This window comes from Clostridium sp. CTA-5 (assembly GCF_054768135.1).
Map to the genome: position 1 here is coordinate 655,071 of NZ_BAAAAT010000002.1, position 16,951 is coordinate 672,021.

Below are 16,951 nucleotides of genomic sequence, written 5' to 3' on the forward strand. Positions count from 1 at the left end.
CAGCTTTAAATTTTATTATAACTATCAAACATTGGAATCATTATTGAAATTATTATAAATCCTATTACAAGTCCCATTATCACTATTAATATAGGTTCCATTAAAGAAACCGTAGCTTGAATTCTCGTCTCTAGCTCTTCATCATAGAAATCTGCTGTCTTGTTTAAAATGTCATCAAGTGATCCTGTTTCTTCCCCTATCTTAATCATTGAATAAAGCATTTGAGGAAAAAAGTTAGTTTCTTTTAAAGAAGTATTTAATGGATCTCCTCTAACTACTTTTTCTTTAACCTTAGATAAAACATCTTGAGCTAGTTTGTTTTCTACAACCCCTGTAACAATTTGTAGTGACTGTACTAATGGTAATCCACTTGATAATAATGTAGATAATGTTCTTGTAAATCTGGATACTATAATCATTTCATTAAGTTTCCTTAGTACTGGAAATTTAAGCTTCAACTTGCTTGATGCAATTAAACCTTTTTCTGTTTTAAAATAATATTTCAGTGCAATAACAATTCCTATTATTGCAAGTAATATTCCAAACCAGTGTTCAGTTAAAGATGAACTTGTCCACAGTAAAAATCTAGTACTCCATGGAAGTTTTGTTCCTGTTCCTTCAAATACTGTAACGAAAGTTGGCATTACATAAGTTAAAATAAATATTACCGCTCCAAGTGCTACAAAACTTAATATAACAGGATAAATCATTGCATTTTTAACCTTATTATTAATCTTATTTTCCTTTTCATAATGATTTGCCAGTCTAAGCATTATGCTATCTAAAGTACCACTAGCCTCCCCTGCTGCTACTAAACTTGTCAAAAGTTCAGGAAAAACCTCTTTATGCTTTTTCATAGCATCTGACAATATTCCACCCTTTTCAACATCATCCTCAACCTCTTTTAATGTCTCCTTTAACTTCTTATTCTCCGTCTGATTAGTTAAGATATTTAAACAAGTTAGTATTGGTACTCCTGCATTTAACATCGTGTAAAATTGTCTACAAAAAACAGAAATATCCTTTATCTTTACTTTATTATTAAGGTTAATCTCAATATTTTTACTTTCAATTATCTCCTCTACCTTTAAGGGGTAAAATCCATTTGATGAAATAAATTCAATAACTTCTCCTTCAGAATCAGCTTCATGAGTTCCCTCAATTTTTTCCCCATCCGAATTCATTGCTCTATATTTATAACTTCCCATACTATCTGTGCACCCCCCCTAAATAATTCTAATTCAGTCTACTTTTACCATATTTTAAGCGAATGTTGTATTGTAGTATAAGGGCGAATTGGCCCCTTAATCTTCATTTATAAGTGTTATTGTTGCAAGTTCAGTCATTGTGGTTACGCCTTTAATCACCAATTCACTACATTCATTCCCTAAAGTTGTCATTCCATTTGTGACTGAAATATCTCTAAGTATGTCTGAATTTGATCCTGCATTTATAGCTTCTCTATGTCTTCTTGTTATCTCCATAATTTCATAAACGCCTATTCTTCCTGAATACCCAGTGTTATTACAATATCCACACCCTTTTCCCTTATACAGAGTTAAAGGCTTATCTTTATCTACTTTAAGTATTTCTTTTTCGTATTGATTAGCTTTATATGATTCCTTACATTTAGTGCATATTTTTCTTACCAATCTTTGTGCCATTATCCCAACAACAGATGTTGCAACTAAATAAGGTTTTATCCCCATATCTATAAGTCTTATTATTGAAGATGGTGCATCATTTGTATGTAATGTACTTAATACTAAATGTCCTGTAATTGCTGCTTTTGTTGCTATTTCAGCAGTTTCATTATCTCTAATTTCCCCAATCATAACTATATCTGGGTCTTGTCTCAATATACTTCTTAAACCATTTGCAAATGTAAGACCAGCTTTTACATTTACATTTACTTGATTTACACCAGCTAATGTATATTCAACTGGATCTTCAATTGTTACTATATTCACATCATTTGAATTCAATTCATTTAAAACTGTGTATAAAGTTGTGGATTTTCCACTTCCTGTTGGACCTGTAACTAAAACTATTCCATGAGGATTAGTTATTATTCTATTTAATTTTTCAAGATTCTTTTCACTTATTCCAAGTTTCTCTTTACCAACATTATAATTAGACGTATTTAAAATTCTTATAACAATTTTTTCTCCATAAACTACTGGAAGTACTGAAACTCTAAGGTCTACATCTTTTCCACCAACCTTAACCATTATTCTTCCGTCTTGTGGAATTCTTTTTTCAGCTATATTTAATCCTGCAAGTATTTTTATTCTTGTAACCAATGGTCCCAAACTGTCTATATTAAGAACATTAACTGTCTGTAATTGTCCATCTATTCTATATCTTATTCTTATTTCATATTCAAACGGTTCTATATGAATATCTGATGCCTTCATCTCTATTGAATTTTTAAACAAATAATCAACCATTTTAACAACGGGTGCATTTTTAACATCATCTACATCTTCTACATTTATATTTACATTTTTATATTTGCTACTTTCTTGTGAAAGTTGCATAGCTGCCATGCTAACTTGTTGACTACTATAATATATTTCTATGAACTTTTTAATATCATCTTTCTTTGCTATAAAGGATTCTATTTCAAAGCCTGTAGATATAGCAACATCATCTATAGCAAATATATTTAATGGATCTGCAAGTGCTACTTTTATTTTGTTATTTTCAAAACCAAAAGGGATTAATATATATTTATTACATAAATTTTGAGGTATGATACTTATAGCTTTTTTATCAAAATTTATTGTATTTAAATCTACTTTTTTTATACCAGTTTGTTGTTCTATCGATTCTATTATGTCGTCTTCAGTTATTATGTTACTGTCTACAAGTATTTCTCCAAGTTTCTTTCCAAGAATTTTTTGAGATTTTAACGCATCTTGTAATTGGTAGCCTGTTATTTTTCCTGCATTTACAAGGATATTTCCTAATCTTCTCTTTTCATTAGCCATAAAACAGTCCCCCTATCACTTTTGATAAATACTGTATTTTATCTCAATTTTATCTTTTTATGTATATTTTTTCAATATTAATCATATAATAACCGAAATTTATTTAACTTTTAAGTTATTATGTATTAGCTTAATTAAAAAGTAATTTATATAAATATCAACACCCAATTAAATAAATAGTGATAAATATGTTGATAATATTTCATTTCCCCATAACATAGTTATTAAAGCGCCTATTGTTAAACAAGGTCCAAATGCCATACTGTCTTTTAAGTTTTTTAATTTAAAAGCCAAAATTATTATTGCTATTATTCCTCCTATAATGATTCCTAAAAATAGTGTAAGTAATACACCTTTAACTCCCAAAAATAATCCACAAATTAAAGCTATTTCTGCATCTCCATCTCCCATACCTTTTGTTAGTATGACAATTAATGCTATAATTCCAAATCCTATTATTGCTCCAAAAATAGGTTGCATAAATTCATTTTTGTAAAGTATATATCCAAGTGCTGTAAATGCTATGCCAACAATACCTCCAAATATAATAGAAGATGTATAAACATCTTGTGTATTGTAATCAATCATTGCTATAACTATTAAAAGAGATGAAAAAATACAATATTTAAAAAAGTCTAAAGTAAAATCATAATTTACATATATAAATAAATATAATAATGCATTTAATAATTCTATTGATGGATATCTTAGAGAAATTTTATCTTTGCAATATCTGCATTTTCCTTTTAAAAAAATATAGCTAAATATAGGTACTAAATCTAACGGATTTAACTTATGATTACATGTTGAGCAGTGAGATGGTGGATAAGAAATTGATTCTTCTCTTGGAATCCTATAAATACATACATTTAAAAAACTCCCTATAACTAGTCCAATAATAATTATCAATAAATAATCCAAAGTTCATCATCCTTTCATTAAAATTCAAAATTAAAGTCAACTTTTTATGCTGCAAATATTCTTTAATTAATAATTAGTAGAACGTAAGTGGTTGACACACTCTATTAATCACATTTTTACAAACCAACTACCTCCTACCCCATTTATAATAGGCATAAAAAAATACCACCAATTAAATAAATTAATTGCTGGCGGGTTGCACCACTAACTCCTAGTTCTCAAGGTGCCCAAATTAAGAGAACTATTCACAGTTTCCAACTTACTTATTAAGTTATTAAGATATATTTTATAAAATTATTTAATTAAATATCTTTTTATTTATAAATTATATCAAACTTTTTCTATTATTGTAATAATATTTATTAAACTAATATTATTTTCTAATAATAATAATGTCAATATTGTTTTTAAATATAAACATATATACACCACGCTTCAATGAACAAGTGACAGTTGAAAATGAACAATTATCCATTGTCAATTCAAAAATTTCTTCATAACTTTAGATTTTATCAAATCTTTCCCCTTAAAACAGTATTGATATTATGATATAAATATGAAGCTAAATTGAAATTTGCTTTTTAAATCATAAAAATAAGCCACTTTAAAATGGTTAACCATTTTAAAGTGGCTTATTTAATCTATTAATTAGGTAAATTATATTACTAATTTATGCTTATAAAATATATTTTATTCTATTAAGCTGCTGTAGCATTAGTATTAACATCTTGTGGCATAATTAATTTCATAAATTCATCTTGTTTAAGAGTAGTTTTACTACTTGGAATTTCAATATTCTTTGCTTCAGCTTTAGCACTTGTAGTATTTACTTTTATACTTATTTTTGCTGCATCTTTTATTTGTAAATTCATGTTTATTTCTGATTTATAATCTTTATCTGAGAAAGTTTCTTTTGTAGATAATGTTGATCCTTGCATTAAAGTTTTAGCTTGATTTAACGCATCATTGAATGATGGATCATTTACAGATTTTTGAATATCTTTTATCATTTGAGCATCAAATCCTAAATTTAATCCAGAGTTACTAGAATCTAAGTTGCTTGCCATTGCTTTTGCTGCTTTTGAAACTAATTCAATCATTTCATCTGAATTCATATTAATAGAATATTCTCTTCCATTTTGAACTAAAGGTAAGTCAACCTTATTATCTCCAAAGATCATTTTACCTAAGTTAGCTAAATAATCTGGTGATTTTGTCATTTCTGTTAAGGCATTCATATCCATTCCTGAATCTATTCCTATATATTCATATGGTAGATTAGCAAGACCTGCTGGTGCTGCTGCTCCATTTGCAGTAAAGCTATTTACATAGTAACTCTTGTTCATGTAAGTTATACCTTTATCCATATATATTTTTAATTCTGGAATATTAATTTTTCCACTTGCATCATTAAATTTAAATTCTACATATGCTTGATCTTGACCTTTATTGTAGCTTGTACCAGTAAAAGTTAACTTTTCTGTTTCTCCTTGAGCTTCAATATTAACTTCCCCTGTAAATTCTGAATTTGTTGCTTCCCATTTAGCTAAGTTGTTGATTTCCTTTGAATAACTCATAGCTTCACTACTACATCCTGCAATTGTAAACATTGATAAAGTAGCTGCCATAATAACTGATAATGTCTTTTTTAATTTCATTTTTTTAACCCCCTGTTTCTACTTCTATATTGAATTTATCCAATTTATATTATTTATAACATAATTATTTTGATATAAAACAATTAATAAATTAGATAAGTTTTAGCAATAATTTAATTAGTCTGGTAATTATTTTAAGCTAAGGACTATTTATACTATTTAATAATCTATTATATTTATCGGCTTATTATAACTTAAATTTAGTTATATACATATTAATAATTTCTTAAATTAACCTTAATTTTATAATTTTATCTATATATCCTTATTTTCACAAATTGAACATGATATTGAATATGATATCCTGCCTACAATTGCTAATATAATAATAGATGCAATAGCTATGATTACTTTATTAATTACGATAATATTTAATATATCATTAGGAATTGTTTTTTCTTTTAATATAGATGGTAATGAGAATATAAAAAATGCTGGAACCATATATACTAACATTAAAATAGCTCTTCCCTTTTCCATTCCAAATTTATAATAAACTGAATACTGAATCATACACATAATTGTAGTAATTATTCCTGCAAAACATATTAAAATAATTTCAGATATATCCATTGAACCAATATTATAAAAATGTATCATTGTAAGAATTTCTATAACCCATACCATAATATTTAATATTATTAAATATAAAAATCTTCCCATTACCATACTTGATACTTTAGATGGAAACATATAATACATTTCTTTACTTTTTTGATTGCCTTCTGAACTAAATGGTAATACTGCAACAACAATTAAAACAAAGAATAAGTAACTCATTGCCTTAAGGCTACTCTCTGAATAAAATAATGATATAGCAAAAGCCACTAAAAATAATGAGTAATACTTTATACTTCCTTTTATTATTCTAAAGTCAAACTTTAAATAGTTTATAGCATTCATTATTTCTCCTCCTTTTCCTTATTTATATAAAATACAATTATTTCTTCAATAGATGGTTTTTCAATTAATAATTCATCATCTAAATATCTTTTATCATCCGCATATATTAACCCTTGGAATCCAACATTTGATTTTTTATATCCTATAAGTTTCTCTTTTATATTAGGTGTTAAATCTTCTATACCACCCTTTACTACTAAATGTTTTTCTAAGATGTTGTCTTTTGTATCATTAAACATCATCTTTCCTTTATTTATAAAAAATATATAGTCAGCTATCTTTTCTAAATCACTTGTAATATGTGTAGAAAATAATACGCTCTTTTCACCATCTTCTATATATTCCTGTAGTAACTCTAAAATATCATTTCTAATTACAGGATCAAGGCCACTTGTTGGTTCATCTAATATAAGTAACTTAGTTTTTCTAGCAAATATGCTTGCAAATGTTAGTTTTATTTTCATACCTTTTGAGAAATCTCTAATCTTTTTATCCTTTGGTAATTCCCATAAATCTATATAATGATTAAATTTATCTTTATTAAATGAAGGATAAAAATCTTTTAATGTATTAATTACATCTTTTATTTTAAAAATTGTTGGAAAGTAACATTCATCTCCTACAAATCCAATCATATCTTTGAATAGAGCTTCATTTCCTTTATACTCTTTTCCAAATATGCTTATTTCTCCACTATCTGCTTTTAACTGTTGCATAATAAGTTTTATAGTTGTAGTCTTTCCTGCCCCATTTTGTCCTACATATCCTAATATATAACCCTTAGGTAAGCTTAAATTTATATTTTCTAAACTAAAATCTTTAAACTTTTTATTTAAATTGCTTATTTCAAGTGCATTCATTACTTATCTTCCTCCATCAAATTTTCTAAAATGATAATAAGTTCATCGTTTGGAATCTTTGCTAATTTTGCATTTTCAATTGCTATAGTAAAAGCTTCTTCAATACGTTTTAAATACTGCTCCTTTACCATTTCATTATCTTTAGGAAGTACAAAACTTCCCTTTCCCCTAATAGTTGCTATAAATCCTTCTTCCTCTAAATCTGAATATGCTCTAGTTGTTGTTATAACACTTATACCTAAATCCTTAGCTAATTGTCTTATTGATGGTAAAAATTCATTTTCTGCAATTTTACCAGACATTATCTGTTCTTTAATTTGTGTTTTTATCTGCTCATAAATAGGTAAATCAGATTTATTAGATAATAATATCTTCAATCAATTTTCCTCCTTAAAGTATATATACTGTATATATAGTATTATATACAGTATGAACACTATAGTCAATAGTTGGATAAAAAAATAAACCTTGTTATAATACAAGATTTATCCTAAAACATAAAATTTTATTTTTGATTGTACCTTATGTACTTTTTAATATATATATATGTTCTAATTAAGTTATTACATTTATAATCTTTTATATAATTTTTATAGAAAATTATATCTTTAATTAATAATATCTAGTTAGAAGCATATATATCATAAATTTTCTATATAAGTTCCTCACTATACTGCAATGTCATAACATTTATAAATATTTTAAAATTTATATTAATAAACAAACTTTATTGGAACTTATATATTATGAACTTTATCCCATAGTTAAAATGTATAATTTAATAAGCTTTATACAGTAGCTAGTATCTGTAATTTCATAACAGCTACACGTTCCTAGACTTGGTGTATAACGACTCTAACTGCCAACTAAGACAAGCTTTATCTTATGCTAATAATTCCGTTTATACTAAAATATAAATACTATTTTTAAAACATATATATTAGTAAAAGTGTATTAGGCTTTTAATTTGTATAATTCATCAACTGGTAACCCTATAACATCTGAAATTTCTTCTAATCTTAAACCCATTAATAATAATTTGCTTGCAATTTCTAATGCCTTTTCTTTTTTCCCACGTTCTTCACCACGTTTTTCAGCATTACTAATCATGTTAGCACCCTCATAAAGAGCTTTTTCTTTCCACCAAGCTTTATTATCTTTGTTATCATGATCTGAATCTATAAGTTTTTTTGCTGCTGAATCTATAAGATTTTTTGCAGCTTTTTTAATCGCTAAATCTAATCCTATTACTTCTTTTAATGTTATTTGTGATGTATTATTTTCCAAAAACCTAACCACCTTTCAATATCATTCATAAACTTTAAGCATATTCAAAAAAATTAATAGACCAGTATGCTCGTCTATTTTGAGACATACTGTATCAGCAAGTTCAGTTAATAAGTTCACTATTAATTGAACTTGCTTCCTTTTCTGGCACAGAATATAAAACGCCTCTTTGGCCTATTATTTTATTTCATGTGCCTCATACTTATATCGTACATATGTTCGTATATATTTGCAAGTTATATTTTTCTTAAAAAACCATATTAAAATTAATTTTTATTTAATTTATCTTTACTTTTCTTTATTTTTCTAACTTAACTAAATAATTTTTAATTTTTCGTAACTTTTGTTACATATTAATCCTTAATATCCATATATAATCTAAATATAATCTAGCAAGTTATAAATAGGAGTGATACTAAATGATAAATATAAATAGTTTTTTAAGACAACATAAGGAAATTCTTGAAGAAGTAAACCATATTGATAAAATAATAAATAAATCTGATTATATAGAATACTTAGATGAATTTGTTAGTCATATAAATAAGCTAGCTGGTAAATTAAATGTGCATTTAGCTTCTGAGGATAAATTTTTATATCCTACTTTAATTAATGGAAATGATAATAATTTAAAAAATTTAGCCAATTTATATATAACTGAAATGGGTAATATATCTAATATATTTACAACTTATAAAGATAACCACAACACTAAAAATAAAATAAATACAAATATTGGCGGATTTATACATGAAACAAATATGATTTTAAAAGAAATTAAAAAGAGAATATCAAAAGAAGAATCTGAATTGTATAAATTAATTTAATGAAATTATTTAAGTAAAAATGTACTATTATAGTAACTATTCTTATACTTTAAAGATTAACAATTATAAAAAAATCAGGTAATACAAAAATATTACCTGATTTTTTATTAATTTTTTTCATAATGCAATAAAGCGAAAAAATAATTGCAGGAAAAAGTAATCTATTAAAACTTTTAAATGAAATTATATCAATAAATTCTAATGTAGTGATAGATAGAACATATATTATAACAATTAATTTTATATAGAATAACAGATTTGTTTTCATAAATTTAACATCCTTTTACTTTTTATTGAGAATATATATTATAAATCCCTGCCCAATTTATATCAACAACAATTCCTGCCTAATTTATATAAAATTTAATCATTATACGTTTCAAATTATTTAATGTTTAATTCTTTTTAAAAATAATGCATAGTCCAAGCAAAGCCATAATTAAACCCAAAATATATTTTAAATTTAAAATATATCTAGCTGTTCCATCAAATAATAAATGAATATTTTCTGGATTTTGTGTTGTTTTTCTAAGATAACAAGCAAAAAACACATAACCCAAAAAAACTATAAATTGAATTATAAAAAAATGTATTTTTTTCATTAAACACCTCATGAATTAATGCAACAGTTTCTTTTTAATATAAGATAATCTAAAATATTTCTAGTATTCTAATATACTGAATACTAGAATTTACTTTTCATCAATTTTGTTTTAAAATTCTCTATTATTATGATATAAAAGATCAATATATTATTTAATTATCTATTATCTTTCTACATACATAATATTTATTATCATACTTTATTATCTTAACAGAAAATAATTCATCATCACTTGAGTCTTTATACTGATATATAGGTGTATTAACCTGCAATTTTGAAGCTTCTAAATTAATCTTTGGATATTTATTAGTTTTACGATTAATCTTCCCTAATTCTTCATCTACAAGATCTTCACTTATTTTTTCATTAGTTACAATATACACATTATTATTAAACATAAAAGTGTTTAAGCTATTTTTTTGATTATAAACATATATAAATCGAATTGTAAACATACTTACAATTATTAAAGAAAATATTATTAAATATCTTTTTTGCATAAATCTCTCCTCAAAAATTAAACTTACTTATGTTATAACATATTACTTATAAAAAGTTTGTCTAAACAAAGTATATCTAATTTCAAGTAGAACATAATAAATTTGGTGAATATCATGATATGTTATTAGATGTTGTTCATATTATTTTCATCCAAAATTTCACTTTTTTAAATATAAAAAAATAGCAGGAAACTCCCTACTAACTGATATTAAAGAAAACAAACTGTGCCTACTGATATATCTTTTACTAATTTATACTAGAATAATTCTAAGATTACTTAATTTAATAAATTCATATTAAATATTGTTTTGTAATCCCTAGTACCATATAAAATCCTATTAATAAATATATTTGTACCTTCAATAAGGTAAAAAAACAAATAATTTCCTAAAACAATATATCTACAACCTTTATGAGCTACATTTTTTATTTAAATTTAATTTATACCTTAATTAGAACATATATATTAAGTATAAAATTCATAAATAAAAGAATTCAATTTTATACTTAATATCAACATACATTTAGATATAATAAATAAAAATATATCTAAATGTATGTTTTGAGACAACCTTTCTAATAGCTACATTTCAATAATGTCTTTTTCATTAACTTTAGAATTCAAAGCTATAATTTCTTGCACTATATCTTCAGATATTTTTGGAGGATCAAAATCTGGTTTACTTAAATAATATCCTTGAAGATAATCTACTCCAAATTCTATTAATATTTCTAATTCTTCCTTTGTTTCTACTCCTTCTGCAACAATCTTAATTTCTCTATCTTTTGAATATGAAATAATATTTTTTAATATCTGTTGTCTATTTAAATCTTTATCAATACCTCTTACAATTTCCATATCAATCTTAACTATATCAGGAGTTATATCTAATAATAATGCTTCATTATTATATCCAGCACCAAAATCATCTATTGCAATATTAGAGTTCCATTTTGTAGCGATATTTCTTTTCTTAAATATGAGATTTCTATTTGACCTTTCATTTTCAAGCAATTCGAAAACTATTTTATTAGTATAAGAGCCATATAAATATTCCAAATCATATAAATCTTCATCTGACAATACATAATTAGGAATAGAATTTATAAATAATTTTGCATCTTCAAATTTTTCATTATTACAAGCAAATACTTCAAGAGTCTTAAACCATGTAAGTTTTTCTATTTGATATAATTTAAATTGAGATGTTGCTAATCTTATTATATCAATTGGATTTTTTAGTTCTTCAAGTTGTGATCTCATAAGAGCCTCATAACCATATATTTTTCCAGTATGTGCATCAACTATTGGTTGAAATGCATATCTCACAAGTTCATTATCAATTAATTTATTTAATTCTTCTTTACTATTTAATAAGAATGAATCTTTTTTATAATCTTCCATATTAAATTCATTTAAGTATCCTTTTACTGTATTCTTGATTTTATACATTGCAAAATCTGAGTATTTTGCAAGTTCTTCATAACTAATTGAATCATACGGATACCAAGCAATTCCTGCTGATGCTCTTATCTTTAATTCACTTTTATTAGGTAAAACTATATTACTAGATTTCATGGTTTTGTGTACATTTTTTATTATTTCCCTTATTTCTTCCTTACTATCATATCCATAGATAAAAACATAGAATTCATCACCTGACATTCTTGCAACTATTCCATTGTACCTTGTAAACTTTTTCAATATTGATGCAGCCTTTTTAATGTATTTATCTCCATAATCATGCCCATATATATCATTTACATACTTAAGATTATCTAAATCCCACATTACAAAAGCTCCTATTCCAATATTGTCTTCCTCTAATTTCTTAGTTACAATATTATAAAACGCTCGTCTATTTAATATATTAGTTAAAGAATCATAATCTCTTTCATATTCAATTTTCCGTTTTTCAAGTATATCTTGTGTGACATCAGAAATTACACCTAAGATTCTCGCTCCATCATCAAAAGTTCTTAATTTTACCCATATACTCTCCCCATTACCTTTTTCAATATCATATATACCATCACAAAATATTCTAGAATTCCTAGTTAGTTCTGCTATTATCTCCTTAAAAAAAGCTTTGTCTACATAAGTGCAATCTCTCTTAATAGCCTCAACACCAAGCACACTAAAAAATGCTTCTGTACAAAATACTATGTCATCATCCTTTTTATATTCAAATGCTCCAATTGGCATGTTTAAAAGAGATATTATTTGAGATAATTTTGAGGCTGAATCTGCCACTTTAGCACTCAATGTTTCAATGGCTGATGATAAATCATCAATTTCCATTATTTTTATCTTTTCAAGAAGTACTGGTTGTTTTGGATCACTCCCTCTAACTTTTTTTGCTAGATTCATGATTGGCCTTATTACAGTACTTCCCCCTAATAAAACAGTAAAGATTCCTATAACTGTAGCTATACATATTGATAATATCAATGATTTTTTTATGAATTTTATGGATTGTAATAAACTATCCTTTTTCACAATTCCAATTAATGCCCATTTTTCATTAGAAAATGGACTATTATCATCATATAACTGCAAGGACTTAGCACATCCAAGCATTCCTTGATTTGCTTGTTGATCTCCTAATTTTAACTCATAAAAATTATTATACAGTACACTATTACTTACACTAATACTTTCAAAATTTTCAAAGTTATTTTTACTATTATCTTTATTTAATAGCATAGTATTAAATTTATTTTTATCATTATTTAAACCAATAAAATAGGCTCCTCTATTCTTTGAATCTAATTCTTTATATGGCAACATATCATTTATAACATCAACATTTATAGCTACTCCTAATATTCCATATACATTACCATCACTATCTTTTAGTGGTAAAGAGTATGTTATCTCCTTTTCTTCATCTTTATTTAAACTAAAAGGATTATTCCAATAACCTAAACTATTACTTGGTAAAGCATTATATTTTTTAGCTGCATTAAGTGGTTTTATAAAAAAATTAATATTTTCGCTATTATCATTTAAATTAAAATTAAAATTTTCATTCCAATTTTTACTTTTATTTATATCTAATCTGTTTAATATACTTATAGGTCCTCTTTCCAAAACTACGTTTGATGGATTTTTTAAATCATCTTTATTATCAAAACTTCTTATATATATTCCTGATTTCTCTATAATATCATTTTGATAATTTGATTTTTCACTGAAATTATTATCTAGAATTAAAAAAGAGGCATCAACATCATTATGTTTTAATATAACTACTAAATCATGTGATATTTCTTCTAATAGGTCTATTGATAAATTTTTATCATTCTTTATATAATTTGTTGTTAATCCTCTGTTTTTTAATATATTTTCAATTTTAATATTAATTAGGTTTGTTGAATCTTCTAAATCGCTCCAGCGATTTTTCATCTCACTTTCTAAATATTTATTACGATATGTGACTCTTTCATTTAATATATTAAATACATTATCATCAAGTTCATCTAGCGCCCCACTCCATAAAATTGCACTCGCAAAGAATATGGCTTGTACAATTAGTGCAACTATCATCGGCATTAATAATTTTTTAGTTATTGAATTACTCTTAAAAAAATTTTTACTCATACCTTAACCTCTATTTATTTAAGGCATATTCAAAAAAAATAATAGACCAATATGCTTGTATATTTTAAGTACTATTTTGTCAGTAAATCAAACTAAAACAGCCTCTATCAATTAATTTTTTCTCCTTGTCTAAAACAAAATATACGTCACATCTTTGAACTATTATTTTTTCATATGCCTAAATTTGCTATACATTAATATTTTCTAGTTGTCAGACATAATGTACTATTAATTTAGTTAGTAAAATTTATACTATCTAAATTATAATGTAATATACATTCTTAATCTACCTATATTTTGAATTTATTACTTTTTAATACATTTAAGGATATATTAATAATGTTTTTTTCTTTAATAAATTGTATTGCAAACCTTAGTAAACGAATTCATGTTTTTATTGAATTAAATCCCCATTTGTGGGATAATTTATATATACTGGACTGGGATTACAATATCAATTACCTTATATAGGGGGACGGGATTTATGAGAATAAAAAAATATATATTACCTATTCTTTTAAGCATTTTAAGTAGTATATGTATTGCTTTCCTGATAGAAAACAAATTACTAAAACTGCTTGTTTGTTTAATTACTTTTATATTGATATTATCTTATTTTTATTATTGTGATACTTTAACTTATAATTCAAATAACATTGACATTGATGATTCAAATGATTGCCAACAGGAAGTATATAAAAATATACACTCCATGATTGAAACAATGGGATTTGATGTAGAACATCTTTTATGGATTTCTAAACAAAGCAAAGAAGCTTTTTCACATTTAGTCGAAAAAAATAAAATTATTTCAGATTTTTCTACGACTAATTTAGCTTGTATTGAAACAGTTGAATCAGGGATTCATGAGGTCGTATCTAGTTGTGAAAAAATTGACAAAAGTATTTCAACAGTAGAAGAAAAAACCGATGATACTATTTCTATACTTGAAAAAAGTAAATCAGCAATGACTAATACTATTTCTTTATTATCAGAAATAAAGAAAATGTCCGATATTTCTTTAGAAACTAATTCAAAGCTTCATGATTCATCTAATAGTATAAATAAATTTGTAGAATACATACATGATATTTCAAGCCAGACAAATTTACTTGCATTAAACGCATCAATTGAAGCAGCACGAGCTGGTGATGCTGGACGTGGATTTTCTGTTGTAGCTAATGAAATTAGAAAACTAGCTGATGAAACAGATAAATTTGCAAGAGAAATTGATCAGAATGTTAAAGACCTTCTTTTAAACATTCAAGATACACATGTGGCAACTGAAAATTCTAAAAACACAATAAACGAACTTGATGAAATTTCTAATAATACATTAAAAGTTTTATCTAATAGTTATAAAGCAATGGCACATATTAAAGATTCTATTTTAAATTTAACGGATGTTTCCAGCTCAAATACTCAAGTTGCATTTGATATAGAACAAGCTCTTAGTCATTTAACATGTACTATTGAAGATACAAATCGTGAAACGCTTGATTCTATTGATATGATTGAAAGACATGAAAGTAAAGTAGATGAATTACTTAATTACTGTGGAACATTGAGTACTGCTTCTGAAAATTTACAATATCAAATGAGTAGCCTTAAAGGAGAAAATGAAATTATAATCGGAATTAATCCTTTTACATCTCCTGCTGACATAAAAAAAATGTATCTTCCTATTTTAGAAAGATTATTTAAAAGCATAAATCTTACTCCAAGAATCATAATTGTTAAAGATTATGACGCACTTAGCGATCAAATTAAAAAAGGTACTATTGATATGGGATGGTTCTCTCCATTTGCTTATGTTATAGCTAAGCAAACCGCAAACGTTATACCTTTGGTTACTCCACGTGTTAATGGTAAAACTTATTATAATGGCTATATTATTGCTAGTAAATCATCTGGAATTAATACTTTAGAAGATTTAAGGAATAAAACTTTTGCTTATGTTGATAAAAATAGTGCTTCTGGATATTTATATGCTAGACATATTTTCAAAGAGAATAACATGAATCCTGATAGATTATTCTCTAATATATCTTTTGCTGGAAGTCATGATAACGTTATTGATGGAGTATTAAATGGATCTTTTGATGCTGGTGCTACTTATAATGAAGCATTTGATAAGGCAAAAATTAATGGTCTTAATGTGGACAATCTAAAGATAATCTCTATGACCGATAATATACAAAAAGATGCTATTGCAGTAAGTCCTGATATGGATTCTGAACGTATAGAACTTATCAAAAAAGCATTTGTTGAATTTAATGACTTTAGTAATATAACAACGCCTGTTACTGGTTTTATTGAAGCAAACGATTCTAATTATGATCTAATCAGAAAAGTTATGAAAAACTAAGGCTATGTTTTAAGTAAATGTTGATATTGTAAAATATAGCTAAAATCAAAAGTAAGGTTGCCCTATTAATTAGGACAACCTTTTTTATGTGTTTTAAATGTATATTGCTTTTTCAATATAATGGAAATTTAGCTATTAAAACATATTTTTATTTTTATATAAGTTTTAATTATTCAATTCCTACAACATCATATCCTTCATCTTCTATTGCATCTTTTAAAACTTGATCACTTACTGTTGTTTCTACTAAAGCATATTTATCCTGTAAGCTTACCTCTACTGAAGTTACTCCATCTAACCCTTCTAAAGCATTCTTTACATGACCTACACAATGATTACAACTCATGCCTTCAATTAAAATTTTCTTTTTCATACTCTCAATTCCTCCCAAATCATCTATATTTTGATTAAGTGTTGATATTTTA

The 16,951-nt window shown here is 25.4% G+C and carries 14 protein-coding genes and 1 riboswitch; of the genes, 2 read left to right on the forward strand and 12 right to left on the reverse strand.

The window, feature by feature from the left end; genetic code table 11:
* Nucleotides 1–5: 5 nt before the first annotated feature.
* The 8 genes from ACYUET_RS07915 to ACYUET_RS07950 all read right to left on the reverse strand — a co-directional run bounded on the left by ACYUET_RS07915 (nucleotide 6) and on the right by ACYUET_RS07950 (nucleotide 8,622).
* Entirely contained in the window at nucleotides 6–1,208 is a 1,203-nt protein-coding gene (locus ACYUET_RS07915) for a type II secretion system F family protein (RefSeq protein WP_460278769.1), read from the reverse strand.
* Nucleotides 1,209–1,304: 96 nt separating this feature from the next.
* Nucleotides 1,305–2,993: a GspE/PulE family protein gene (locus tag ACYUET_RS07920; protein WP_460278770.1), complete on the reverse strand. Its 1,689-nt coding sequence runs from the start codon at nucleotides 2,991–2,993 to the stop codon at nucleotides 1,305–1,307.
* Between the two features lie 168 nt (nucleotides 2,994–3,161).
* A complete protein-coding gene (locus ACYUET_RS07925) occupies nucleotides 3,162–3,914 on the reverse strand; it encodes a prepilin peptidase (RefSeq protein ID WP_460278771.1) in 753 nt (250 codons plus the stop codon).
* Between the two features lie 181 nt (nucleotides 3,915–4,095).
* A riboswitch (cyclic di-GMP riboswitch) is annotated at nucleotides 4,096–4,179 on the reverse strand.
* Between the two features lie 433 nt (nucleotides 4,180–4,612).
* Nucleotides 4,613–5,572 carry a hypothetical protein gene (locus ACYUET_RS07930; RefSeq protein ID WP_460278772.1) on the reverse strand — a complete coding sequence of 320 codons (960 nt, stop codon included), beginning with the start codon at nucleotides 5,570–5,572 and terminating at the stop codon, nucleotides 4,613–4,615.
* Between the two features lie 255 nt (nucleotides 5,573–5,827).
* On the reverse strand, nucleotides 5,828–6,475 hold the full coding sequence (locus tag ACYUET_RS07935) for an ABC-2 transporter permease (protein WP_460278773.1): 648 nt from the start codon (nucleotides 6,473–6,475) through the stop codon (nucleotides 5,828–5,830).
* Nucleotides 6,475–7,335, reverse strand: a complete 861-nt coding sequence (locus ACYUET_RS07940; RefSeq protein ID WP_460278774.1) for an ABC transporter ATP-binding protein — start codon at nucleotides 7,333–7,335, stop codon at nucleotides 6,475–6,477. The genes ACYUET_RS07935 and ACYUET_RS07940 overlap by 1 nt, the downstream gene beginning before the upstream one ends.
* Nucleotides 7,335–7,712, reverse strand: a complete 378-nt coding sequence (locus ACYUET_RS07945; RefSeq protein WP_460278775.1) for a GntR family transcriptional regulator — start codon at nucleotides 7,710–7,712, stop codon at nucleotides 7,335–7,337. The genes ACYUET_RS07940 and ACYUET_RS07945 overlap by 1 nt, the downstream gene beginning before the upstream one ends.
* Nucleotides 7,713–8,289: 577 nt before the next feature.
* The gene (locus ACYUET_RS07950) at nucleotides 8,290–8,622 is read right to left on the reverse strand and encodes a hypothetical protein (RefSeq protein ID WP_460278776.1); all 333 of its coding nucleotides are present in this window, start codon (nucleotides 8,620–8,622) and stop codon (nucleotides 8,290–8,292) included.
* Nucleotides 8,623–9,041: 419 nt separating this feature from the next.
* On the opposite strand from ACYUET_RS07950, the gene ACYUET_RS07955 reads away from it, so the two are divergent.
* Nucleotides 9,042–9,449, forward strand: a complete 408-nt coding sequence (locus tag ACYUET_RS07955) for a hemerythrin domain-containing protein (RefSeq protein ID WP_460278777.1) — start codon at nucleotides 9,042–9,044, stop codon at nucleotides 9,447–9,449.
* A 395-nt stretch (nucleotides 9,450–9,844) separates the two neighbouring features.
* On the opposite strand, the gene ACYUET_RS07960 is transcribed toward ACYUET_RS07955, so the two are convergent.
* The 3 genes from ACYUET_RS07960 to ACYUET_RS07970 all read right to left on the reverse strand — a co-directional run bounded on the left by ACYUET_RS07960 (nucleotide 9,845) and on the right by ACYUET_RS07970 (nucleotide 14,158).
* Nucleotides 9,845–10,051 carry a hypothetical protein gene (locus tag ACYUET_RS07960; RefSeq protein WP_460278778.1) on the reverse strand — a complete coding sequence of 69 codons (207 nt, stop codon included), beginning with the start codon at nucleotides 10,049–10,051 and terminating at the stop codon, nucleotides 9,845–9,847.
* 154 nt (nucleotides 10,052–10,205) lie between these two features.
* Entirely contained in the window at nucleotides 10,206–10,553 is a 348-nt protein-coding gene (locus ACYUET_RS07965; protein WP_460278779.1) for a hypothetical protein, read from the reverse strand.
* A gap of 584 nt (nucleotides 10,554–11,137) precedes the next feature.
* Nucleotides 11,138–14,158: an EAL domain-containing protein gene (locus ACYUET_RS07970; RefSeq protein WP_460278780.1), complete on the reverse strand. Its 3,021-nt coding sequence runs from the start codon at nucleotides 14,156–14,158 to the stop codon at nucleotides 11,138–11,140.
* A gap of 484 nt (nucleotides 14,159–14,642) precedes the next feature.
* Here ACYUET_RS07970 and phnD point away from each other — a divergent pair, with 484 nt between their 5' ends.
* Nucleotides 14,643–16,526 (forward strand): phosphate/phosphite/phosphonate ABC transporter substrate-binding protein, encoded by a 1,884-nt coding sequence (gene phnD / locus ACYUET_RS07975; protein ID WP_460278781.1) that lies wholly within the window; start codon nucleotides 14,643–14,645, stop codon nucleotides 16,524–16,526.
* Between the two features lie 169 nt (nucleotides 16,527–16,695).
* Here the strand turns inward: phnD and ACYUET_RS07980 are convergent, their stop codons facing one another.
* Nucleotides 16,696–16,899 carry a heavy-metal-associated domain-containing protein gene (locus ACYUET_RS07980; protein ID WP_219779309.1) on the reverse strand — a complete coding sequence of 68 codons (204 nt, stop codon included), beginning with the start codon at nucleotides 16,897–16,899 and terminating at the stop codon, nucleotides 16,696–16,698.
* Nucleotides 16,900–16,951 lie beyond the last annotated feature (52 nt).